This is a genomic window from Castellaniella sp., from assembly GCF_041675725.1.
In the GTDB taxonomy this organism is placed as follows: domain Bacteria; phylum Pseudomonadota; class Gammaproteobacteria; order Burkholderiales; family Burkholderiaceae_B; genus Castellaniella.
Genome location: NZ_JBAYTI010000003.1, coordinates 43,000 through 64,835 on the forward strand (window position 1 = coordinate 43,000; position 21,836 = coordinate 64,835).

The window sequence follows — 21,836 nt, forward strand, 5'->3', positions numbered from 1 at the left end:
TCAATACCGCTCATGTGCCTAACCCGCGGCGTTTATCGACGAAGTGAGCCACGGCATTCGCGAGCTTCTCAAACTCGGCACTGCCCATCGGCAGCGACAGGTTGAGCATGCCCCGGCGTGCAGGCCAGATGCCCTGTTCCAGCATGTCGAAATAGAACAAGTCGCGCAGCTGCAGATTGCTGGCTGCGAGATCGCGGATACTGCGTATCGGTTCTTGCACCATGTGCACGTTCATCAGGGAGCCGACCCCGATGAACTGCATTGCGAATGACGCCGTACGCGCAATATCATTGAGGCGCGCCCGCAGCTGCTCGCCGCGCTCCGATAGCGCAGCCGCCACCTGTGGCGTGAAGACCTTGGACAGACCAGCTGCCCCAGCGGACATGGTGAAGACATTATTATTGAAAGTACCAGCGTGGGCAATGTAACCCGGTTTCAGTGGATTGAAGCGTTCCATGATGTCGGCGCGGCCACCGAACGCACCAAAGCTGAAGCCTCCGCCGATGTATTTGCCCAGCGTGGTCAAGTCGGGCGTAATGCCGTACGCGCCCTGCAAGCCCCCACTGGCCAGCCGTGAAGTCATCACCTCGTCGAATACCAGAATGGTCCCATTTGTCTCGGTCCAGCGGCGCAGTTGATACAGAAACTCTGGCTCGGCCGCAATGCAACCTCCCGAGCCCTGCATGGGTTCGATCACCACACACGCCAAGTCGTCGCGGTTCGCATTGAGCAGTGCCTCGGTGCCAGCCCAATCATTGTATGGCGCACGAACGAACGCGAAAGGCGCTGTGAGCGGGCTCTTGGCCTCCCGGAACATGAAAACACCTCCGTGATACCCGCCTTCGAAAACCACGATCTTGTTCTTGCCGCTAACGGCACGCGCCACCGAAAAAGCATACAGGTTTGCCTCGGTGCCCGAGTTTGTAAATCGAATCTGTGCAATGGACGGGAATCGTGCACAAATCAATCCTGCGAGCTGCTCCTCCTGCTCAATATGCCCTCCACGCACCCAACCGCTGTCTAGAGTGCGCTGTACAGCCGCCTTTAGCACCGGATCCGAGTGACCGTAGAGGCCTGCAGTGTATTCGCCCAGAAAATCCACGTAGGTCTGGCCGTCAATCGAAGTAACGCGACAGCCCTCGGCAGACGCCAGCGTAATTGGAAAGGGATCACTATGCAGAACCGTACGAGTATTGCCGCCTGGCATTACCCGTGCCGCCTTTTGATGCTGCATTAGGCTCTTCGGGTGGGCCACAGCGTAACGGCTCTTAGCCTCGTCGATGGTGCTTTGGATTGTCATGGAATCGGATATTTGGACTGACATTGCGCGAAGTATGAAGGTGGCCATGGTAAGCGGCCGGTCGAAAGAGTTTTAAAACGGAAGACTTCGGAGGTATTCACGGAGCCTGAGCGTCGCGAACGCCAGGGGCCAGGCTTGAGGGTCGCCACCAGCAAAATGGCCTGGATGGCGAAGAACTACAACATGACTGAATCAAGCAACTGACAGGCTGATCCATCACTATGGCAGCACCGTGCTGACGCTTCAGCGCCAGAGCACGGTCAGCTTCCGTCAGCGCGGAATCGGCACTCTGCCTTTCTAGTACTTCGGCTAGCATGGCTGCGGCGCGGGCAAAACCGACAGGAACACTATCGCTATCGGAACGTCGCTGGGTGTCAGGCACATGCTGCATCGAGACCTGCGCGTAGAAGACCTGTGTGGTGGTTGCTACATTGAGACGATCGACCGCTTCGAGCTTTCGCTCGAACCTAGTCTGCGAGTACTGGCACAACTGACCCGGTGGATCATCCGTGCCGGGTTCCACCTCCCTGCTTCTGTATGCAGGCACCGTAGCCTTGGCGACCATGACCGGAATCTCGCAGCCCATTTGACGGCGACCGTTGTTCGATAGATCCCGGTTAAGGAATTCATGCAAACCCTCAAAATTTAAAGGACACATGAAGAGTAATTCCCGCAAGACAATGGAATGAAAACCGCATGCTAGTAATTGTATCGCAAATTTCCAATGCATAGTTTACCTTGAACTTTGCCAATTCGACAATTAATGCAGTCGAAATTTGCACATCAACATCATTGCTGGTTGTGCTGCTGTTACCGTGAGAACGTCCGGACTGTGGGGAGGACGATGATCCCCGGGACGCTCTTGCCACGGAGGTTGATGCCTTGCGAAATCACAAAGCTGAATTCGGCCAGCAGTCCGCGACTCTGGTTAGCCTGCACAATCCTCGCTTCCACAACACCCTGACGGGTACGGTGGATAGAGGGAATCGCCTGTTGGCTTGCCGTCTTCACGGGGACGGCAGGCATCTCGGGACAGGTTGTCGCCACGCAGATCGCTTCGGCATCGACTGCACCATTCTTGTTGCGCTCCACGAATAGCTTCACGTACTGTGGGGCAATGGGCAGAGCTCGACATTGGAATATTTGAAATCGTACCCGCTCAAGCAGATCACGTTCCGACAGCCCGCAATCTGCGACTTCCAGTATAAAAGTCATTCTGAAAGCATCGTTCGTGCAGGACTCCGTTCATTTGCGTGGCCAGTGCCCCGATGGCCGCAGCCCCAACGCGGCCCTGGACCGCTGGGACGGCATGGAAACCTTCATCAGGTATAGTGTCATTATCCACGCCCAAGCGACATGTCGTGTCGCGTGGCCCGGCCAGCCGGAGAAAGCGAAGCAATTCTTCGAACCCTGACACGCTGCTCTCCCGTCTAATCTCTGGGCAATTAGGGCTTCCCGATGTTCATCAACAAGTCGAAGCAGCCATATCATGACCGTAAACGGAAGAGAGCCGATTTTTCTATAGAGGTAGGGGTTGGCTTGTGAGTTTCTTGAATCCTCGAGCTCTTCCCCTGCCGAGCCTCGTTAGAATCGCTTGCTCATACTAACGTGTTGCGTTACTATCATGATACGGTCCTTCACATGCGCTCAGACACAGGCCTTATTTGAAGGGCAGCGCGTGCCACAGTTCGTCAATATAGAAACCGTTGCCATGCGCAAGCTGGCGATGCTGGCGCGTGCCGCTGTACTGCAAGATTTGCGTATCCCGCCCAACAATCGGCTAGAAGCGCTCCAGGGCAAACGGAGGGGACAGTACAGCATCCGGATCAATGACCAGTGGCGAATCTGTTTCCGGTGGTCGGAACAGGGTGCGGAGCAAGTCGAAATTGTAGACTATCACTAGGGGTACATCATGCGTGTCGTTCCGTATCCAAGCCCGGGGGAGATCCTGTTGGAAGAATTCCTGAAGCCCATGGGCATTACGCAATACCGCTTGGCCAAGGAAATCGGCGTTCCGCAACGTCGCATTGGCGAGATCGTGGCAGGCAAGCGGGCTGTCACGGTCGATACCGGCCTGCGGCTATCTCGCTATTTTGGAACTTCGGATGAATTCTGGTCAGGTTTGCAACTGGATTATGATCAGGCTCAGGCAAAAGACAAACTGGCCGATATTCTGGCGCGAATCCACCCACTAGAACACGAGCACACCTGAAGAAAACCAGGGTGATTGGTCCCATCCATGTCCGAAGACCCACTCGAATGAGCGTGACCACCCAATTTGGCGGTCCAATAATCTTGATCGATGATGGCATCATGGGAATCCGAATTCAACGCGGCCCGCATTCCCGCCGTGGCATTAAACGGTATAGTAACAACGAGCCGGCACTCAGGTGCCACACACTATTCAACCGCCACAAGGATTTCCCCCCATGCCTTCCGCGCTCATGCAGGCCGTGCGCACACGCACGCAATCCGCGCTCGAATCCGGCGATCTGCAGCCCATCCAGGCCGAACAAACCGTTCTCGAAGAAGCCGGCCTGCCATTCATCGTGCGCTGGATCGCCGCCCTGGCCCAGAAAGACAGCGCGCCAACCACCTTGCCAGGTGGTCCGCGCAACGTAGATTTCAATCCGTTCCTCGAGCCCGAACCCGCCCTGCTGATCGGCCCGATCGGCACCGACCACGTGGTGATTCTGAACAAATTCCCCGTCTGCTTGCACCATCTGGTACTGGCCCGGCGAGCTTTTGCCGAGCAGCGCACCCCCCTGGAGCACACGGATTTCCTGGCTCTGGCCGAGGTCCTGTCGTCGGTGGGCGGTCTGGGCTTCTATAACGGCGGCCCCGAAGCGGGCGCCAGTCAGCGCCACAAGCACGTGCAATGGGTACCCGAAGATCCCGGCAACGCCACACTGCGCCATCTGGTGGCCGGCCTGGCCAACTCACACGACCACGCCGGGGCGAAGCGCACAGGACAGCCAGCCGCCCTGCACCATCCCCTGTTATCCGTACGCCACGTGTTTCTGCCCGTGCAGGCCGGGCCCGGAGAGGATCCCCAGCGCAGTGCCGAATCCCTGCGGCAGGCCTACGAATCAGCGCGCCAGCTGCTGGGCCTCCAGGTGGACGCCGATGGCCTCCTGCCGCCGCACAATCTGCTGATCCACGACGGCTGGCTGCTCATGGTGCTGCGCAGCCGTGAGCACTTTTCTGGCGTGTCCCTCAATGCCTTGTCGTTTGGCGGCACGCTGTACGCACGCAATGCAGAACAAGTGCAGGCCATTCGCGCCGCCGGCCCGCTGAAGGCATTGCTGCAGGTGGGCGTGCCTTGGCCGGATGCATCGTCACCCGCTGGCTGAGCACCCAGCCAGCCGCAGCCCGCAATACGCCGCCGTACGGCCCCGGCCAGCTTAAAGCCGATCGATCTGGACCGCCGCGATCCGGCGGCCCTCCATGGCCGCCACGGTAAAGCGAAATCCGCCCCAGTCGTGGGTGAGTTCGCACTGGTCGCCCACTTCGGGCAAGCGCCCGAAGCGCTCGAGCAGGTAGCCGGCCAGGGTGGAATACTCTTCATCGTCATCCACCAGGCCGTCGGTATGCAGAACCTGCTCCAGATGATGCAGGTCGGCGGCGCCGTCGACCCGCCAGCGGCCATCGCCCTGCGCGATGATGTCGGGCACCTCGTCCTCGTCGGGGAACTCGCCCGCGATGGCCTCGAAAATGTCAATGGGAGTGACCACGCCGACGATCGAGCCGAATTCGTCGGCCACCAGGACCAACAGCCCATGCGCCCGCTTGAGCGTCTCCATCAGGGGCAGGATATCTATGGTCTCGTGCACGATGATGGGCTCGCGCAAGCGCGTCTCGCGGATCTGGCCGTACTCGATCAGGTCGAGCAGCAGCTCCTTGGCGCGCCCCACCCCCACGACCTCGTCCAGCGTACCGCGGCATACCGGAAAGAAACTGTGCGGTTCGCGGATGAGCTGCGCCCGCAACTCATCGGCCGGCGTCTCCAGATTGATCCATGACACCTCGGTGCGCGGCGTCATGACGGAATGAACACTGCGGTCGCTGAGCGTAAGCACGCCGCTGACCATATTGCGTTCTTCCACCCCGAAGGCTTCGATGGGCTCTGGTACGTCTGCATCCACTTCGGGTTCCGGTCCGGCCAGTGGCCGGCGCCCCAGCATCAGCAATACGGCCTCGGCAGTGCGTTCACGCATCGGACGACGCTGTTCAGCCCGCTGCTGGTTGCGCCGGGCCCATTGATTGAGGGTCTCGATCAGCACCGAGAAAATGATCGCGGCATACAGATAACCCTTTGGCACTGCAAACTGAAAGCCTTCGGCCACCAAGGAAAAGCCGATCGTGAGCAGAAACCCCAGGCAGAGGATGACGACGGTCTGATGCGCGTTGACGAAGGCGGTCAGGGGCTTGGAAGCCACCAGCATGACCCCCATCGCGATGATGACGGCGGCCATCATGATGGGCAGATGGTCCACCATGCCGACGGCCGTGATCACCGAATCGATGGAAAACACGGCATCCAGGATGACGATCTGGGTGACGATCACCCAGAAGCTGGCGTGCAGGCGCGAACCCGTGGCGTGCAAAGTACGGCCTTCGATGCGGTCGTGCAGCTCGAAAGTGCCCTTGAACAACAGGAAGAAACCGCCCGCGATCAGGATGAGATCGCGCCCTGAAAACTGAAAACCACCCAGCACGAGTAGCGGAGCAGTCAGGCGGATGAGCCATGACATCACGGTGAGCAGCACCAGGCGCATCAGCAGCGCGAGGCCCAGCCCGACGATCCGGGCATGATCCCGCTCTTTGGGGGGAAGCTTGTCGACCAGGATGGCAATGAAGACGAGGTTGTCTATGCCGAGGACGATTTCAAGAACGATGAGGGTGAGCAAGCCCACCCAGGCTGCCGGATCCAGCAACCATTCCATGAAGGCCCCTCAATCTTTCAGGTATTGGACAAAGCGCGCAAACACCCGCGGGTTGGCCGCGAGCACGTTGCCCGACTGCATCCAGCCCTGCTCGCCTTGGTAGTCGCCCATCAGGCCGCCCGCTTCGAGCACCAGCAAGCTGCCGGCGGCCATGTCCCAGGGCTTGAGGCCCGACCCGCAGAAGCCATCGAGCCGCCCGCCCGCCACCCAGGCCAGATCGAGCACGGTGGACCCGGTGCGCCGGGCCGAGGCGCAATCGCCCAGCAGGCAGATGAACGGGGAATCGGCCGGCAGCGCCGTCGAGCGCGGCACATGCGAAGCCAGCAAGGCATCGCCATAGCGATGACAGGACGAAACCCGTACCCGGCGGTCATTCAGGAACGCCCCGCTGCCGCGGCTGGCCGTGAACATTTCGTTGCGAGTGGGGTCGAAAATGACGCCATGCATGGCCTGGCCCCGGTGCATCAGCGCAATGGACACCGCATAATGGGCAAAGCCATGGATGAAATTGGTGGTACCGTCGAGCGGGTCGACCACCCACAGGAATTCAGGCTCTGGGCCGTCGGCCGGGTGCAGGCCGGACTCTTCCGCAAGAATGCCGTGGTCTGGATACGCAGTGCGTAAAATGTCGATGATCGATTCTTCTGCCGCCCGATCGACTTCGGTGACATAATCCCTGGGGCCCTTGCGAGCAATGTTCAGGCGTTCGAGATCGAGACTGGCACGATTGATGATCGTGCCGGCACGGCGCGCCGCCTTGATGGCGGTATTGAGCATTGGGTGCATGGGCGAACAGTTTTCCAAAGATCACGGCAACAACCTGCTATTTTAAATGACTCCGCAAGAATCTTCTGAACCGGCCCCTGATCCCTTGGCTGTTTTCGCGCGCACCCGCTTCATCATGGTCCGCCCCAGCCACCCGGGCAACGTGGGTTCGGCCGCCCGCGCCCTGAAGACCATGGGGTTCGACGGCCTGCACCTGGTCGCCCCGCGAGACCCGGCAGTGGCCCATCACCCCGAGGCCGTCGCGCTTGCCAGTGGGGCCGGAGACCTGCTCGAGACCGCCCAAATCCACGCCAGCCTGGCCGAGGCATTGGCACCGGCCACGCTCAGCTTCGCCCTCACCGCGCGGCCGCGGGCACTGGGCCCGCAAGTCTGCGATATCCGCGAGGCGGCCGAGCGCTCGGCCCAGGCCCTGGCCAACCCACGCCATCGCGTGGCCCTGGTAGTGGGCACAGAGCGCAGTGGCCTGTCCAACGACGAATTGGGCCTGTGCCAGTACGCCTGCCACATTCCGGCCAATCCAGCCTACAGCTCGCTGAACGTCGCCCAGGCCCTGCAGCTGTGCGCCTGGGAGCTGCGCTACGCCCTGCTGCCGCTTACGGGCCAGGCGCGCCTGCCCGACACACACGGGCGCCACGATCCCGGCGGCGATCCGGCCGACAGCGCACAGGTCGCCGCCCTGCTCGAACACCTCGAACAGGCCATGCAGGCCACCGGCTTTCTCGACCCCGATCATCCCAAGAAGCTCGTACCCCGCATGCGCCAGCTATGGATACGCGCGCAGCCCAGTGTCGACGAAGTCGACATGCTGCGCGGCCTGTGCACGGCGATGATCCGCAGCCGTGCGCGACACACCGACACCTCTTCCGCTTGAGTGCCCGCCTTCATGTTTCAGCAACTACGCGAAGATATCGACTGCATCCACGAGCGCGACCCGGCCGCGCGCAGTCGTTTCGAAATCCTGACCTGCTATCCGGGGCTGCACGCCATCCTGATTCATCGTCTGGCCCACCGCCTTTGGCGCGCCCGCTGGTACTGGGCCGGCCGCTTCATCTCACACCTGGGGCGCCTGCTCACCGGTATCGAAATCCACCCCGGCGCGCGCATCGGACGGCGCGTGTTCATCGATCACGGCTTTGGCGTCGTCATTGGGGAAACCGCAGAGGTCGGCGATGACTGCACCATTTATCAAGGGGTCACCCTCGGCGGCACGCGGCTGTACAAGGGCGAAAAGCGCCATCCGACGCTCGAAGAAGGGGTGGTGGTGGGCGCCGGGGCCCAGATCCTGGGGGGCTTCGCCGTAGGGGCCCATGCACGGATCGGCTCGAACGCCGTGGTCATCAAACCCGTACCGGCGGGTGCCACAGCGGTGGGCAACCCAGCGCGCATCATTCTGCCCGGGCCCCGCGACGACCCTCGCGACAGCCAGGCACCGGGCCCCTGCGAAGAGGCTGGCGATACCGCCCGACCTGCGCCCTGGGAGGCCCGCCCATGGAAAGAGCTGCTGCTGCGTGATCCGCCCACCGGCCCGGCAGCCGATCCCAAACCCGCCGCCCCAACCGAACCTGGCCCGCCGCCCGGTGAAGAACCATCGGCCGACCAGCCCACCGACGCGGACACGGGCGAGTTCGCCCCGTACGGTGTGGGTCGCTCGGATGACGATCCTCTGGTCCGGGTTCTGCACGAACTGATCGACCACGCCGCACGGCAGGATGCACGCATCCAGCGCCTGTGCCACGCCATGGAAGAATTGGGCCAGCGCGTCGAGAACGGCCAGCGCCCGCTCGATGCCGAGCGCCTGAACCGCATGATGGACTGAACCGCGAGCCTGGCCGGATCGGCCTGCCAGGCAGCGCCGGGCCCGGCATGACGCCTGGCCCGGGCGATGCGTCCGGGCGCTGCTGCGCCCAGGCTTCAGTTGAGCATTTGCCGCTGCGGGATGGGTGGACGCATGCCGGCCTCGCGCAGGGCTTCGGGGGCACGCCGGTAGAGATCGTAATAGGCGTCCCAGTATTCGGCCGAGCGCATCCAGGCCCGCAGGTTGATCATGATGACGTTCTCGCCATATTTTTCGACCATGACCTGGGGCGCAGGATCGTTGAGCACGTGCTCGTGCTCATCGGCGAGCTTTTTCAGGGCAGCGAGTGCGGCGTCCAGATCGTCGTCATAGCGGACCCCCAGCGTAAGATCGATCCGGCGCGTGGGATTGCGGCTGTAGTTGGTGATGGCCGCGCCGCCCCACACCAGCGTATTGGGCAGCAGCAGGAAAGTGCCGTCCAGTTGCTCGAGCCGGGTCATGAAGATGCTGATTTCGTCGACCGTGCCCATGCCATGGCCGGCGATGGACACGAATTCACCCGCCCGGATGGGCCGCAGGACCAGCAGCATGATGCCGGCCGCAAAGTTGGTGAGGGTACCCTGCAGCGCCAGGCCGATTGCCAACGCCGACGCGCCGAGCACGGCGATGAGGCTGGTGGTTTCGACCCCCAGGCGCGCCAGCACCGCCAGCAGCACCACGACACGCACCGCCCAGGTGACCACGGTGCAGAGCATCGGGAGGATGGTGGGATCGACATACGAGGAGCGCTTGGCCACATGCCGCGTCCAGCGCCCCGCCCAGTTGGAGGCCAGCCAGCCGACCACCAATATCGCCAGCGTGACGGCCAAGTGCACCAGAATGGCACCGACACCGGGAATACCCGCCCAGAATGTACGAAGTTCTTCCATGAGCCTGAACCTGCAAATCAAATGATGAACAATGACTGGATGATAGCAGGCCAGGTTTGAACTATTGACCCGGTGAATGCCCTATGCGGGGCCGGTGAGCTTATCCCCAGAGACTGTGGACAAGTCAGGGGGCAACGCGTGGACGGTCGCAAATTATGCTGACAGCACGCGGGTTTGCCCCCAATGACAAAAAAATGATCGGTCTGCTTACTGGGCCCAGTAATTGTTCGCGGCCGAAATCGTCTGGAAGTGGGTCGCTATGACGTGCGAGACCGCAATCAGGCTGGCCGGGTTATGGTCGTAGCCAGGGCGCAATTCCTTGCGAACCGCGGGATCCTTCTGCACCGTCGCCACCCCCTTCTGCGCCAGCTTCACCGCCAGGGCAAAGCCCTCTTCGGGCGTGTCGGTCTTCAGGGTGGTCAGGCCGGCCGGCTTCTGCGCCTGGGCTTTGTCCTGCGCCTGCGCCAGACCGGCCAGACCGAATGCCAGCACGACCGCCAGCAGCAAGGACGTCAGCATCGCGGCAGGCAGCTGAAACGGCGTGAATCGAGTGATTTGTCGTTGCATGAAGTAACTCCTGAAAAAGTGTCGGCCCCTCGCCAACCAACCCTCAGTCTAGGAGTGGACTTGATGTGAATCAAGAACGACCCCGTGGCGATTATGGATATCGACCCTCAGGGGATACTGTGTGCGTGATGCCGGTAGGCCCAATGAGGCCACAGGACGTGCGCCAATGCAGTGCGGGCCAGCCCAGGGTCTGATTCAGGCTGCGCCACGTAGGTATCGGGTGCCGCATAGAGAAAATGGCTGGCCCCGCGCCCCGGCTGCAGCACCAGCAGGTCGTCCCCGCACAGGTAGCCATACCGTTCTTCATACTGCATCATCGCGCGCCCACCCGTGCCAGGCCGGGTGAGGTCGTGCCCGATCATGGGATGGGTGGCGCTGAAGCCCGCCAGGGATAAAAGCGTCGTGGGCAGATCGATCTGGCTGATGATGCGGTCATCACGGCGCGGTACGACACAGCCCCCGAGGATCAGGGCGGGGATGCGGAAATGCGCCAGCGGGACAGGGGTGGGGCCCCAGACGCGGGAATCGTGGTCGGCCACCACCAGGAACACCGTGTCGTTCCAGTAGGCGCTGGCCTGCGCCCGCTCGAAGAAATGGCCGATGGCCCAGTCTGCATAACGCACCGTATTGAATACGCTGGCGGCGTCGCCCTGCGGCGCGATGCGCCCCGCCGGGTATTCCCAGGGAGAATGGTTGCTCACCGTGAACGCCAGATGCAGAGTGGGTTGCGTCTCTTCGCGGGAAAGCAGCGCGTGCAGCTGATCGAACATGTCCTCGTCGCTGGCCCCCCAGGTACCCACGAAGGCCGGCGACGAAAACGTGGGCAGGTCATAGAGCTCGTCGAAGCCATTGCCCAGGAAAAAATTTTTCATGTTGTCGAAATGCGCCTCGCCACCATAAATGAAGCGCGAGCGATACCCTTGCTGGCGATACAGCTGGGCCAACGTGAAGAAATCGCTCTGGGCCTCGGCCAGGCGCGGCGCCGCGTCCGACAGGGTGGGCGGAAAACCCGCGGCGACGGCCTCCAGACCCCGCACCGAGCGGGTCCCCGTGGCGTAGGCCCGGGTGAAATTCCAGCCCAGCCCAGCCAGCCGATCCAAATGAGGGGTGCAGTCGGTTCCCCCCAGGTTGCCCACGTACTGGGCACCCAGGCTTTCTTCAAGAATGATCACGATGTTGCGCGGACGCTCTGCCGGCACACTGGCGATCTGTGCGTGCAAGGTGGGGCGGTCGTCAGGCCCGGGATCGATCAGTGCCACCCGACAGACTTCGGCCAGCATCGTTTCGGTGGGCAGCCCGCCATACGCATCCGCGGCCGAGCGTTCGTTCTTTTTGGCATACAAGGCAAACAGTACGCTGTAGAGCGAATTGAGCGGCAAGGTGTTGAGCAAGCCATCGCCACACCAGGCCACCGATGCCGGATTGATGGGGCGATGCCCCAGCGTGCCGCGAATGGCCAGGAAGATCGCGCCCGCAAATAGCAGCGTCAGCAACACGTCCCAGTACCAGGCCAACGGCACGGACGGCGTGACGTCGTTAAACGCGATATGGCCTACCCAGGCGGCAGCCACCATCGCGCCCCCCGAAGCCGCCAAAGCGCCCTTGTAGCCTTTCCACAGCATCCCGAATACTTCTTTTGGGTACTTCAGGTAGTTGAGGAAAAGATAATTGGGGCGTGTATCGTACTCGCGGATGAACGGCAGAGTCGCTGCCTCCATGAAAACGAACAGCAACCAGACCAGCTGCAACCATAAGCCCGTAAACAGCAGCGCCAACGGATGGTCGTCGAGCCAGGGCGCCAGCAGCAGCGGGATACCCACCCACATGGCGAGCTGATTCAGGTCGATACGCAGGCCCCACAGAAAGATGTGCGACCACCCGCCCGCGGCCTGCACGCGAGACCGCAGCCAGAGTGCCAACACCAGCCGGTTGAGCGTCAGCAGGCACAGCGCCAGAGCGGCAAATTCCGCAATTTGAGTGAACACGCCTATACCTTTGGGGACTCGCGGCTGCCGCCTGACCCAGTGACCTTCCTGGTTGCGGATTATGGGCCCAATTGGGTGGTTTGCATAGTACAAGCCGACCGCCCGCAGGCGCTATTTTGGTGCAAAAGGCCAACGACGAGCCCCGAAATGGGTCGAACGTCATCGCCTGGACACGCCGGGCGACCTGAGCCCGCCTGGTCCATGGCACGCGCCCTTTGCCCTTCGAGGCCCGTGCGCCTGCCGCTTTGCCAACCGGCCCGGCAAACCACGCGATGGCATGATTATTGCATCAGTCCCAGTGGCAGGCCGCATGGCCCCAACCCACACCGGACACGATCATGACACTCAAGACCCATACCCTCATCAAGGAACATCAGGCCCGTTGGGTGGACTTACGGTTCACCGACACGCTCGGCAAGGAACAGCACGTCACGTTTCCAGCCCAGGTGATGGACGCGGCGGCCTTTGAAAACGGCAAGATGTTCGATGGTTCATCGATTCACGGCTGGAAGGGCATCGAAGCCTCCGACATGATCCTGATGCCGGACGACCCGACCGCCGTGATGGATCCGTTCGCCGAAGAACCGACCGTGATCGTCCGCAGCGACGTGCTCGAACCCGCGACGCTGCAGGGCTATGAACGGGATCCCCGCTCGATTGCCCGTCGCGCGGAAACCTATCTGCGCAGCACCCAAATCGCCGACACCGCCTACTTCGGGCCTGAGCCCGAATTTTTCGTCTTCGACTCGGTGCAATGGCGTTCACACATGCAGGAAGCCGGCTACGTGATCCACTCCACCGAAGGCGCCTGGACCAGTGAACAGGCGATGGCCGGAAGCAACTCGGGCCATCGCCCCCGCGTCAAAGGGGGATATTTCCCGGTGCCGCCGGTGGATTCCCTCTATGGCCTGCGCACCGCCATGTGCAGCGCGATGCAGGCCATGGGCCTGTCCATCGAGGTCCACCATCACGAAGTGGCCACGGCCGGCCAATGTGAAATCGGCGTGCCTTTCAACACGCTGATGCACAAAGCGGACGAGGTACAGATCCTGAAGTACTGCGTGCACAACGTGGCCCATGCGCACGGCAAGACGGCCACCTTCATGCCCAAGCCCCTGGTGGGCGACAATGGTTCGGGCATGCACGTGCACCAATCCTTGTTCAAGAACGGCGAGAACCTGTTCTCGGGCGACCGCTATGCCCACTTATCGGAACTGGCGCTGCATTACATCGGCGGCATCATTCACCATGCCCACGCCCTGAACGCCCTGACCAACCCCGGAACCAATTCGTACAAGCGCCTGGTACCCGGCTTCGAAGCCCCGGTCATGCTGGCCTACTCGGCAAGCAACCGCTCGGCGTCGATTCGCATCCCCTGGGTGTCGAGCCCCCGGGCGCGACGCATCGAATGCCGATTTCCGGACCCCACGGCCAACCCCTATCTCGCCTTCTCGGCGCTGCTGATGGCAGGTCTGGACGGCATCCAGAACCGGATCCACCCGGGCGATGCCATCAGCAAGAACCTGTATGATCTTCCGCCCGAAGAGTCTTCCCAGGTACCCCGTGTGGCGCACAGCCTGGATCAGGCTCTGGAGGCGCTCGAGGCCGACCATCAGTTTCTGGTGCGGGGCAACGTGTTCAGCCAGGGGATGCTCGAAGCCTACGTGGCCTGCAAGATGCACGAGGTCACCCAATTGCGCCAAGTCGTGCACCCGGTCGAGTTCGACATGTACTATAGCTTGTGAACCAGGCAGCAGGAGGGCAGGCGTGAGTACGACGAAGCCGCGGCATGACGGCGAGATCCCCACAGCCCTGTGTGCCCAGCTGCTGGAAAATCTTTCGACCGCCACGCTGGTCCTGGATGAAAACTTGCGGGTGCAGTATGCCAACCCTGCGGCAGAGCAGCTGCTGGCCACCAGCCTGCCCCACCTGCGGCCGCAGACGCTGGCTTCGTTTTTCGACGACGAAACAAGCCTGGCAAGCCTGCGCCACACGCTGGCATCCCAGCGGCCCCACACCCAACGCGAAGCGCGCCTGCGCAGCCCGGGCAGCCGCCTGGGCGCTATGGTCGACTACACGGCCACGCCTCTGCCGCCCACCACCGGCAGCAGGATGCGCCTCCTGGTCGAGATTCTGCCACTGGATCGCCTGATCCACCTGAACCGCGAAGACAGTCTGTTCACCGCACGCCAAGCCACCCGGGCCCTGATACGCGGCATGGCCCATGAGATCAAGAACCCGCTGGGCGGCATCCGCGGGGCAGCCCAACTGCTGGCCCGCGAACTGGACAGCGCCACACTGCAGGAATACACCACCATCATCATCAACGAGGCCGATCGCCTGCGCAATCTGGCTGACCGCATGCTGGGGTCACGCAAGCGGCCGGATTTCCGACGCATCAATATCCACCTGGTACTGGAGCGGGTACGAGTGATCCTGCAGGCCGAAACCGGGCCAGCCATCACCGTCCTGCGCGACTACGACCCAAGCCTGCCAGAGGTCTGGGCCGACACGGACCAACTGATCCAGGTGGTCCTCAACCTCGCCCGCAACGCGGCGCAGGCGCTCCTCGAAATGAAGCCCCAGGACACGTCGCGTTCCCGGCCTGCGCGCATCATCCTGCGCTCTCGAGTCCTGCGACAGTTCACCATCGGCACGCAGCGCCATCCCCTGCTGTGCCTGATCGAGGTGGAAGACAATGGTCCGGGCATCAGCCGCGATCTGCGCGAGACGCTGTTCTATCCCATGGTCACCAACCGCTCGCAAGGCACCGGTTTGGGCCTGCCCATTGCCCAATCGATCATGCAGCAGCATGGCGGCCTGATCGAATGCGACAGCCAGCCAGGCCAAACCCTCTTCCGGGTCCTCATCCCCTTCGCCCCGCCCGCCACGCCACACACCGGAACCCTACAGCATGCATCCCCATGAGCTGATCTGGATCATCGACGACGACGCTTCGATCCGCTGGGTGCTCGAGAAGGCCCTCGGGCAGGCGGGCTTTCGAATCCGGGCCTTTGGCGATGCGGACACCGCCCTGGCCGCGCTGAGCCACGAAGCCCCGCACGTGATTCTCAGCGACATCCGCATGCCCGGCATGGATGGCTTGGCGCTGCTGGCGCACATTCGCCATGCCCGCCCCCAGGTGCCCATTCTCATCATGACCGCGCACTCCGATCTGGACAGCGCCATCCAGTCCTACCAGGGCGGGGCCTTCGAATACCTGCCCAAACCCTTCGACGTGGACGAAGCCCTTGCCCTGGTGCGCCGCGCCCTGGATCACGCCCGGCAATCGGCGCCGGCCGCACCGGCGCCCACCACGGTATTCCAGGCCGATGGGCTGATCGGCGAGGCGCCCGCCATGCAGGAAGTGTTCCGCGCCATCGGCCGCCTGTCGCAGTCCCACATCACCGTCCTCATCAACGGCGAATCCGGTACAGGCAAAGAGCTGGTGGCACGGGCCCTGCACCGTCACAGCCCCCGTGGGGCAGCCCCCTTCATCGCCCTGAACATGGCGGCCATCCCGCATGAACTGATCGAATCCGAGCTCTTCGGCCACGAGAAAGGCGCCTTTACCGGCGCCACCATGCAACGCCAGGGCCGCTTCGAACAGGCGCATGGCGGCACTCTGTTTCTGGACGAGATCGGCGACATGCCGCTGGAAGCACAAACACGGCTGCTGCGCGTCCTGGCCGAAGGCAGTTTTTACCGCGTAGGCGGCCACAGCAGCATTCGGGCCAACGTGCGCATCATCGCAGCCACCCATCAGAATCTCGAGGCATTGGCGCACCAGGGGCGTTTCCGCGAAGACCTTTTCTATCGGCTCAACGTGATTCGCATCCAGCTGCCCAGGCTAAGCGAGCGACGGGAGGACATTGCCCGGCTCGCGGCATTTTTCCTGCAGAAAGCGGCCGCCGACCTGAATGCCGAACCCCGCATCCTGTCGCCCGAAACCGAGCGACACCTGAGCCGGCTGCCCTGGCCGGGCAATGTCCGGCAACTGGAGAACGCCTGCCGCTGGGTGACGGTGATGGCAGCCAGCCGCGAAGTCTTCATCAGCGATCTGCCTGTCGAACTGCAGGCTGGGCGGGTGGATGCCGGCCCGCCGCCCATTGACCCGCCCGGTGCCCCAACATGGACCACCTCGCTGGGTCAATGGGCCCTGGATGCACTGAATCAGGGCCAGCGGGACCTGCTGGCCCTGGCCCAACCCGCGTTCGAACGCACGCTGATCATGATCGCGCTGCAGCACACATCCGGCCGGCGCAAAGAAGCGGCTCGGTTGCTTGGATGGGGGCGTAACACCTTGACCCGCAAGGCAAAAGAGCTCGGCCTGGCCGACGAATCCGACACCTCGACCGACGCGGATTGAACACGGCCGGCACGCCACGACCCGAGACTGGCATGGATCTTGCATGGAAGTCCCATGAGACGAACCCGCGCAGGAGCATCCAGCATGAAGATCGTGACCGCCATCATCAAGCCATTCAAACTCGATGAAGTTCGTGAGGCCCTCTCGACGATTGGGGTACGGGGGGCGACAGTCACCGAAGTGAAGGGCTTTGGCCGCCAGAAAGGCCATGCCGAGCTGTACCGCGGCGCGGAATACGTCGTGGACTTTCTGCCCAAGGTGAAAATCGAGACGGCGGTGGACGATAACCAGGTGGCCGCCGTGATCGAGGCCATCGAAACCGCCGCCCACACCGGCCAGATCGGCGACGGCAAGATCTTCGTCCTGTCGCTGGAGCAGGCGACCCGCATCCGTACGGGCGAAACCGACCGGGGTGCCTTATGACACGCCAGCCGCTCGCCGACCCCGGCGCCCACCCGCACCCGCCTTGCGACCCGCCCCGCGCGAGGGAAATCGATCAAGCCCGCCTGCGCGGCCTGTATACCCACCATGAGCACGATGCCTGTGGCGTCGGCCTCGTGGCCCACATCAAAGGCCAGAAGTCCCACGACATCGTGATCCAGGGTCTGCGCATCCTGGAGCGCCTCGATCACCGGGGTGCCGTCGGTGCGGACGCCCTGATGGGCGATGGCGCCGGCGTGCTGATCCAGATCCCCGATGCCTTCTATCGCGACGAGATGCAAAAGCAGCAGGTCACGCTGCCACCCCCCGGAGAATACGGTGTCGGCATGCTGTTTCTACCCAAAGACGCGGCCATGCAGCAGGCCTGCATCGAGGCACTGGAACAGGCCATTGCCGCCGAGCGACAGATCCTCCTGGGCTGGAGGGAGGTCCCGGTGGATGACACCTTGCCGATGTCTCCCTGGGTCCGCGCCAGCGCGCCCGTGATCCGCCAGGTCTTCATCGGCCGCGGGACCGGACTGCGATCGCCCGATGCCCTGGAGCGCACGCTGTACGTGATCCGCAAGCAGGCGGCGGCCACCCTGTCGGCACGCCACCTCACGCAGGAGGCCGGCTACCACGTGCCCAGCCTGTCGTGCCGGACGGTCGTCTACAAAGGCCTGCTGCTGGCCAACCAGGTGGGCAGGTATTATCTGGACCTGGGCGATGAGCGCGTCACCTCGGCGCTGGCCCTGGTGCATCAGCGTTTTTCCACCAATACCTTTCCATCCTGGCCGCTGGCCCATCCATACCGCATGGTGGCCCACAACGGCGAGATCAACACCGTCAGGGGCAACTTCAACTGGATGCGCGCCCGCGAAGGCGTGATGCGCTCGCCCGTGCTGGGCGATGATCTGCAGAAACTGTATCCCATCACCACGGACGGCCAATCCGACACGGCCACGTTCGACAACACGCTGGAATTGCTGGTGATGGCCGGCTACCCGATGGCTCAGGCCATGATGATGATGATTCCGGAGGCCTGGGAGCACCCCGTGGACATGGATGCGCCGCGTCGCGCCTTTTATGAGTACCACGCAGCGCTGCTCGAGCCCTGGGATGGCCCGGCCGCCATGGTCTTCACGGATGGCAGGCAGATCGGCGCCACGCTCGACCGCAACGGCCTGCGCCCAGCGCGCTTCGTCCTCACCGACGACGACCGGGTGGTGCTGGCCTCCGAAGCGGGCGTGCTGCCGATTCCCGAAGCACACATCGTCAGAAAATGGCGCCTGCAACCAGGCAGGATGTTCCTGCTCGATCTCGAGCAGGGCCGCATCATCGAGGACGAAGAAATCAAGGCGCGGCACGCGGCGGCGCGGCCTTATGGCCAGTGGCTCGAGCGCGCCCGCATCCGCCTGAATCAGCTGCCAGCCACAGCCGAACCGGCCGCCGCAACGCAGGGGGCCCTGCTGGACCGCCAACAGGCCTTCGGAATGACGCAAGAGGACGTCAAGCTGCTGCTCACGCCGATGGCCCAGGGGCTGGGCGAAGCCATCGGCTCGATGGGCAACGACGCCGCGCTGGCCGTCCTGTCGGATCGCAGTAAGCCGCTGTATCACTATTTTCGCCAGCAATTCGCCCAGGTGACCAACCCGCCGATCGATCCCATCCGGGAGGCCGTGGTCATGTCGCTGGTGTCTTTCATCGGACCCCGCCCCAATTTGCTGGACGTCGATGCCACCCGTCCGCCGATCCGGCTGGAGGCCGCCCGACCCATCCTCGACGCCGACGACATGGCACGCCTGCGGCATATCGAACGGCACACGGGCGGCCAGCTGCGCAGCGGCCCGATCGACATCACGTACCCCGCGAGCCAGGGTGCCGCCGGACTCGAGGCCCGCCTGACCGCCGTATGCGCCCAGGCGGCCGACATGATCCGGTCGGGTTGCCACATTCTGATCCTCACGGACCGGCCCATGGGCCGTGATCAAGTGGCCATCCCTGCCCTGCTGGCCCTGTCGGCCATCCATCATCACCTGGCCCGTATCCGGTTGCGCACGTCAGCCGGCCTGGTGGTGGAAACCGGCAGCGCCTGGACGGTCCATCACTTCGCCGTGCTCGCCGGCTATGGCGCCGAAGCCGTGCATCCCTGGCTGGCGTACGAGACCCTGGCAGCCATGGCGCCCGCGCTGGGCCTGACGTATGAGCAAGCCGCGCACCACTTCATCCAGGCCATCGACAAGGGTCTGGCTAAAACCATGTCGAAAATGGGTATCAGCACCTACCAATCGTATTGCGGCGCACAAGTCTTCGAAGCGGTTGGACTGGATCAGGCCCTGGTACAAACCTGGTTCGAGGGCACACCCAGCCCGATCGGCGGAATCGGCCTATTGGAACTGGCGACGGAAAACCTGCGCACCCATCGGCGAGCCTATGGGCAGGATCCGGTGCTGGCCGACCTGCTGGATACCGGAGGGGACTATGCCTGGCGCGTCCGGGGCGAAGCGCACATGTGGACGCCGGACGCGATCGCCAAGCTGCAACACAGCACGCGCGCCAATGAATTCGCAATCTTCGAGGAATACGCCCGCATCATCAACGACCAGAGCACGCGACACATGACGCTCCGGGGCCTCTTCGAACTGCGCATCGATCCGGCCCGCGCCATCGACCTGGATGAAGTCGAGCCGGCCGCCGACATCGTGCGGCGCTTTGCCACGGGCGCCATGTCGCTAGGCTCGATTTCGCCCGAAGCGCACGTCAATCTGGCCATCGCCATGAACCGCATCGGCGGCAAGAGCAATACCGGGGAGGGTGGAGAAGATCCGGCCCGCTATCGTGCCGAGATGCGCGGCCAGACCCTGCCGGCCGGTACCCGCCTGAGCCAGGTGCTGGGCAAGGAGATCCTGGTGGACTACACCTTGAAGCACGGCGACAGCCTGCGTTCGAGGATCAAGCAAGTGGCTTCGGGCCGCTTTGGCGTCACGGCCGGCTACCTGGTGTCCGCGGACCAGATTCAGATCAAGATGGCCCAGGGCGCCAAACCGGGCGAAGGCGGGCAGCTGCCAGGCAACAAGGTGACGGACTATATCGGCCGGCTGCGTCACTCGACGCCGGGCGTCGGCCTGATCTCCCCGCCGCCGCACCACGACATTTACTCGATCGAAGACTTGGCCCAGTTGATTCACGACCTGAAGTGCGTCAATCCACGCGCCGATATTTCGGTCAAGCTGGCATCCGAGACAGGCGTCGGTACCGTGGCGGCCGGCGCAACCAAAGCCAAGGCCGATCACCTCGTCATTGCCGGCCATGATGGCGGCACGGGCGCCTCGCCCTGGTCATCGATCAAGCACGCCGGCACCCCCTGGGAGCTTGGCCTGGCCGAGACCCAGCAAACGCTGGTGCTCAATCGTCTGCGCGGACGCGTGCGCGTGCAAGTGGATGGTCAGATCAAAACCGGACGGGATGTGGTGATCGGCGCCCTGCTCGGAGCCGATGAGTTCGGCTTTGCCACCGCCCCGCTGGTGGCCTCGGGCTGCATCATGATGCGCAAATGTCACCTGAACACCTGTCCGACAGGCGTGGCCACTCAGGATCCGGTACTGCGCAAACGCTTCACCGGCACGCCGGAGCAAGTCATCCAATACTTCTTCTTCGTGGCCGAGGAGGCCCGGCGCATCATGGCCCGCCTGGGTATACGCCGGTTCGATGAACTGATCGGCCGCAGCGATCTCCTCGATATGCGAGCCGGCATCACGCACTGGAAGGCCCAAGGCCTGGATTTCAGCCGTCTTTTGGCGCGGCCCTGCGCGCCTGACGAGGTGCCGCGCAGCCACCAGAGCCGGCAGGATCACAAACTCGGGCAGGCGCTGGATTCACACTGGATCGAACAGGCCCGACCCGCCCTGGAGCAGGGTGCGCCCGTACACATCGAGGCGCGCGTCTGCAATGTCGACCGTACGGTGGGTGCCATGCTGTCGGGTGAACTGGTTCGGCGCCATCCGGACGGCCTGCCCGATGACTGCGTGCGCATCGAACTGACGGGCACCGGCGGGCAGAGCTTTGGCGCCTTCCTGGCCCGCGGCATCACGCTGCGACTACGCGGCGAAGCGAATGACTACACGGGCAAAGGCCTGTCAGGCGGACGGATCATCGTGCACCCGGCCCCCGACTTTCCTGGGGAAGCGGCACACAACATCATCATCGGCAATACGGCACTCTATGGCGCCACATCCGGAGAGGCCTACTTCTGCGGTGTGGCCGGTGAGCGCTTCGGCGTACGGCTGTCGGGTGCCACGGCCGTGGTCGAGGGAGTCGGGGATCACGGCTGCGAATACATGACGGGCGGCACCGTCGTGGTGCTGGGCCCGACCGGCCGTAACTTTGCCGCCGGCATGTCCGGCGGCATGGCCTATGTCCACGACCCGGATGGCGTCTTTGCCCAGCGTTGCAACACGGCCCACGTATCGCTGGCGCCGGTGCTCTGCGCCCGGGCGCAGGCCGATGCCGCCATCCCCTTGCACGAGGGGCAGGCCGATGCCACGCTGCTGCACAAGCTGCTGCAAGCCCATGCGCACTGGACCGGTTCGGCGGTCGCCCGCGCCCTGCTGAAGCAGTGGCCCGCCGCGCGTGGACATTTCGTGAAGGTGTTCCCGAACGAATACCGCCGTGCCCTGCAGGCCAAGGCCTCGAACCGCCCCGCAACCGTCGCCGGCAAGGCGACATCCCTCTGAACCCGC

General features: G+C 63.2%; 17 protein-coding genes. 10 read left to right on the plus strand and 7 right to left on the minus strand.

What is annotated here, in order from left to right; translation table 11 throughout:
• Nucleotides 1–10 precede the first annotated feature (10 nt).
• Nucleotides 11–1,300 carry an aspartate aminotransferase family protein gene (locus tag WCZ84_RS01135; RefSeq protein WP_372684413.1) on the minus strand — a complete coding sequence of 430 codons (1,290 nt, stop codon included), beginning with the start codon at nucleotides 1,298–1,300 and terminating at the stop codon, nucleotides 11–13.
• A gap of 810 nt (nucleotides 1,301–2,110) precedes the next feature.
• The gene (locus WCZ84_RS01140) at nucleotides 2,111–2,515 is read right to left on the minus strand and encodes a hypothetical protein (protein ID WP_372684414.1); all 405 of its coding nucleotides are present in this window, start codon (nucleotides 2,513–2,515) and stop codon (nucleotides 2,111–2,113) included.
• 409 nt (nucleotides 2,516–2,924) lie between these two features.
• Between WCZ84_RS01140 and WCZ84_RS01145 the strand changes: the two genes are divergently transcribed.
• The 3 genes from WCZ84_RS01145 (at nucleotide 2,925) to WCZ84_RS01155 (ending at nucleotide 4,653) form a co-directional block, all read left to right on the plus strand.
• The gene (locus WCZ84_RS01145; RefSeq protein ID WP_372684415.1) at nucleotides 2,925–3,203 is read left to right on the plus strand and encodes a type II toxin-antitoxin system RelE/ParE family toxin; all 279 of its coding nucleotides are present in this window, start codon (nucleotides 2,925–2,927) and stop codon (nucleotides 3,201–3,203) included.
• 9 nt (nucleotides 3,204–3,212) lie between these two features.
• Entirely contained in the window at nucleotides 3,213–3,512 is a 300-nt protein-coding gene (locus WCZ84_RS01150; RefSeq protein ID WP_372684416.1) for a HigA family addiction module antitoxin, read from the plus strand.
• A 217-nt stretch (nucleotides 3,513–3,729) separates the two neighbouring features.
• The gene (locus WCZ84_RS01155; protein WP_372684417.1) at nucleotides 3,730–4,653 is read left to right on the plus strand and encodes a DUF4922 domain-containing protein; all 924 of its coding nucleotides are present in this window, start codon (nucleotides 3,730–3,732) and stop codon (nucleotides 4,651–4,653) included.
• A 51-nt stretch (nucleotides 4,654–4,704) separates the two neighbouring features.
• Here WCZ84_RS01155 and WCZ84_RS01160 read toward each other — a convergent pair whose 3' ends face one another.
• Entirely contained in the window at nucleotides 4,705–6,246 is a 1,542-nt protein-coding gene (locus WCZ84_RS01160; protein ID WP_372684418.1) for a TerC family protein, read from the minus strand.
• Between the two features lie 9 nt (nucleotides 6,247–6,255).
• On the minus strand, nucleotides 6,256–7,032 hold the full coding sequence (locus WCZ84_RS01165) for an inositol monophosphatase family protein (RefSeq protein ID WP_372684419.1): 777 nt from the start codon (nucleotides 7,030–7,032) through the stop codon (nucleotides 6,256–6,258).
• 46 nt (nucleotides 7,033–7,078) lie between these two features.
• On the opposite strand from WCZ84_RS01165, the gene WCZ84_RS01170 reads away from it, so the two are divergent.
• Both WCZ84_RS01170 and cysE read left to right on the plus strand, forming a co-directional pair.
• The gene (locus tag WCZ84_RS01170) at nucleotides 7,079–7,903 is read left to right on the plus strand and encodes an RNA methyltransferase (protein ID WP_372684420.1); all 825 of its coding nucleotides are present in this window, start codon (nucleotides 7,079–7,081) and stop codon (nucleotides 7,901–7,903) included.
• 12 nt (nucleotides 7,904–7,915) lie between these two features.
• Nucleotides 7,916–8,848, plus strand: coding sequence for a serine O-acetyltransferase (gene cysE, locus WCZ84_RS01175; RefSeq protein WP_372684421.1), 933 nt, complete (start codon nucleotides 7,916–7,918; stop codon nucleotides 8,846–8,848).
• 95 nt (nucleotides 8,849–8,943) lie between these two features.
• Here the strand turns inward: cysE and WCZ84_RS01180 are convergent, their stop codons facing one another.
• The 3 genes from WCZ84_RS01180 to WCZ84_RS01190 form a co-directional block, all read right to left on the minus strand.
• A complete protein-coding gene (locus WCZ84_RS01180; protein WP_372684422.1) occupies nucleotides 8,944–9,756 on the minus strand; it encodes a mechanosensitive ion channel family protein in 813 nt (270 codons plus the stop codon).
• A 207-nt stretch (nucleotides 9,757–9,963) separates the two neighbouring features.
• Nucleotides 9,964–10,323 (minus strand): hexameric tyrosine-coordinated heme protein, encoded by a 360-nt coding sequence (locus WCZ84_RS01185; protein WP_372684423.1) that lies wholly within the window; start codon nucleotides 10,321–10,323, stop codon nucleotides 9,964–9,966.
• A gap of 107 nt (nucleotides 10,324–10,430) precedes the next feature.
• Nucleotides 10,431–12,308 carry an LTA synthase family protein gene (locus WCZ84_RS01190; protein ID WP_372684424.1) on the minus strand — a complete coding sequence of 626 codons (1,878 nt, stop codon included), beginning with the start codon at nucleotides 12,306–12,308 and terminating at the stop codon, nucleotides 10,431–10,433.
• 338 nt (nucleotides 12,309–12,646) lie between these two features.
• On the opposite strand from WCZ84_RS01190, the gene glnA reads away from it, so the two are divergent.
• The 5 genes from glnA to WCZ84_RS01215 all read left to right on the plus strand — a co-directional run bounded on the left by glnA (nucleotide 12,647) and on the right by WCZ84_RS01215 (nucleotide 21,830).
• The gene (glnA, locus tag WCZ84_RS01195; RefSeq protein ID WP_372684425.1) at nucleotides 12,647–14,053 is read left to right on the plus strand and encodes a type I glutamate--ammonia ligase; all 1,407 of its coding nucleotides are present in this window, start codon (nucleotides 12,647–12,649) and stop codon (nucleotides 14,051–14,053) included.
• Nucleotides 14,054–14,075: 22 nt separating this feature from the next.
• Entirely contained in the window at nucleotides 14,076–15,236 is a 1,161-nt protein-coding gene (gene glnL, locus WCZ84_RS01200) for a nitrogen regulation protein NR(II) (protein WP_372684426.1), read from the plus strand.
• A complete protein-coding gene (gene glnG, locus WCZ84_RS01205) occupies nucleotides 15,223–16,677 on the plus strand; it encodes a nitrogen regulation protein NR(I) (RefSeq protein WP_372684427.1) in 1,455 nt (484 codons plus the stop codon). The genes glnL and glnG overlap by 14 nt, the downstream gene beginning before the upstream one ends.
• A gap of 84 nt (nucleotides 16,678–16,761) precedes the next feature.
• Nucleotides 16,762–17,100, plus strand: a complete 339-nt coding sequence (locus WCZ84_RS01210) for a P-II family nitrogen regulator (protein ID WP_372684428.1) — start codon at nucleotides 16,762–16,764, stop codon at nucleotides 17,098–17,100.
• The gene (locus WCZ84_RS01215) at nucleotides 17,097–21,830 is read left to right on the plus strand and encodes a glutamate synthase-related protein (RefSeq protein ID WP_372684429.1); all 4,734 of its coding nucleotides are present in this window, start codon (nucleotides 17,097–17,099) and stop codon (nucleotides 21,828–21,830) included. Before WCZ84_RS01210 ends, WCZ84_RS01215 begins: the two co-directional genes overlap by 4 nt.
• The last annotated feature ends 6 nt before the right edge of the window (nucleotides 21,831–21,836 follow it).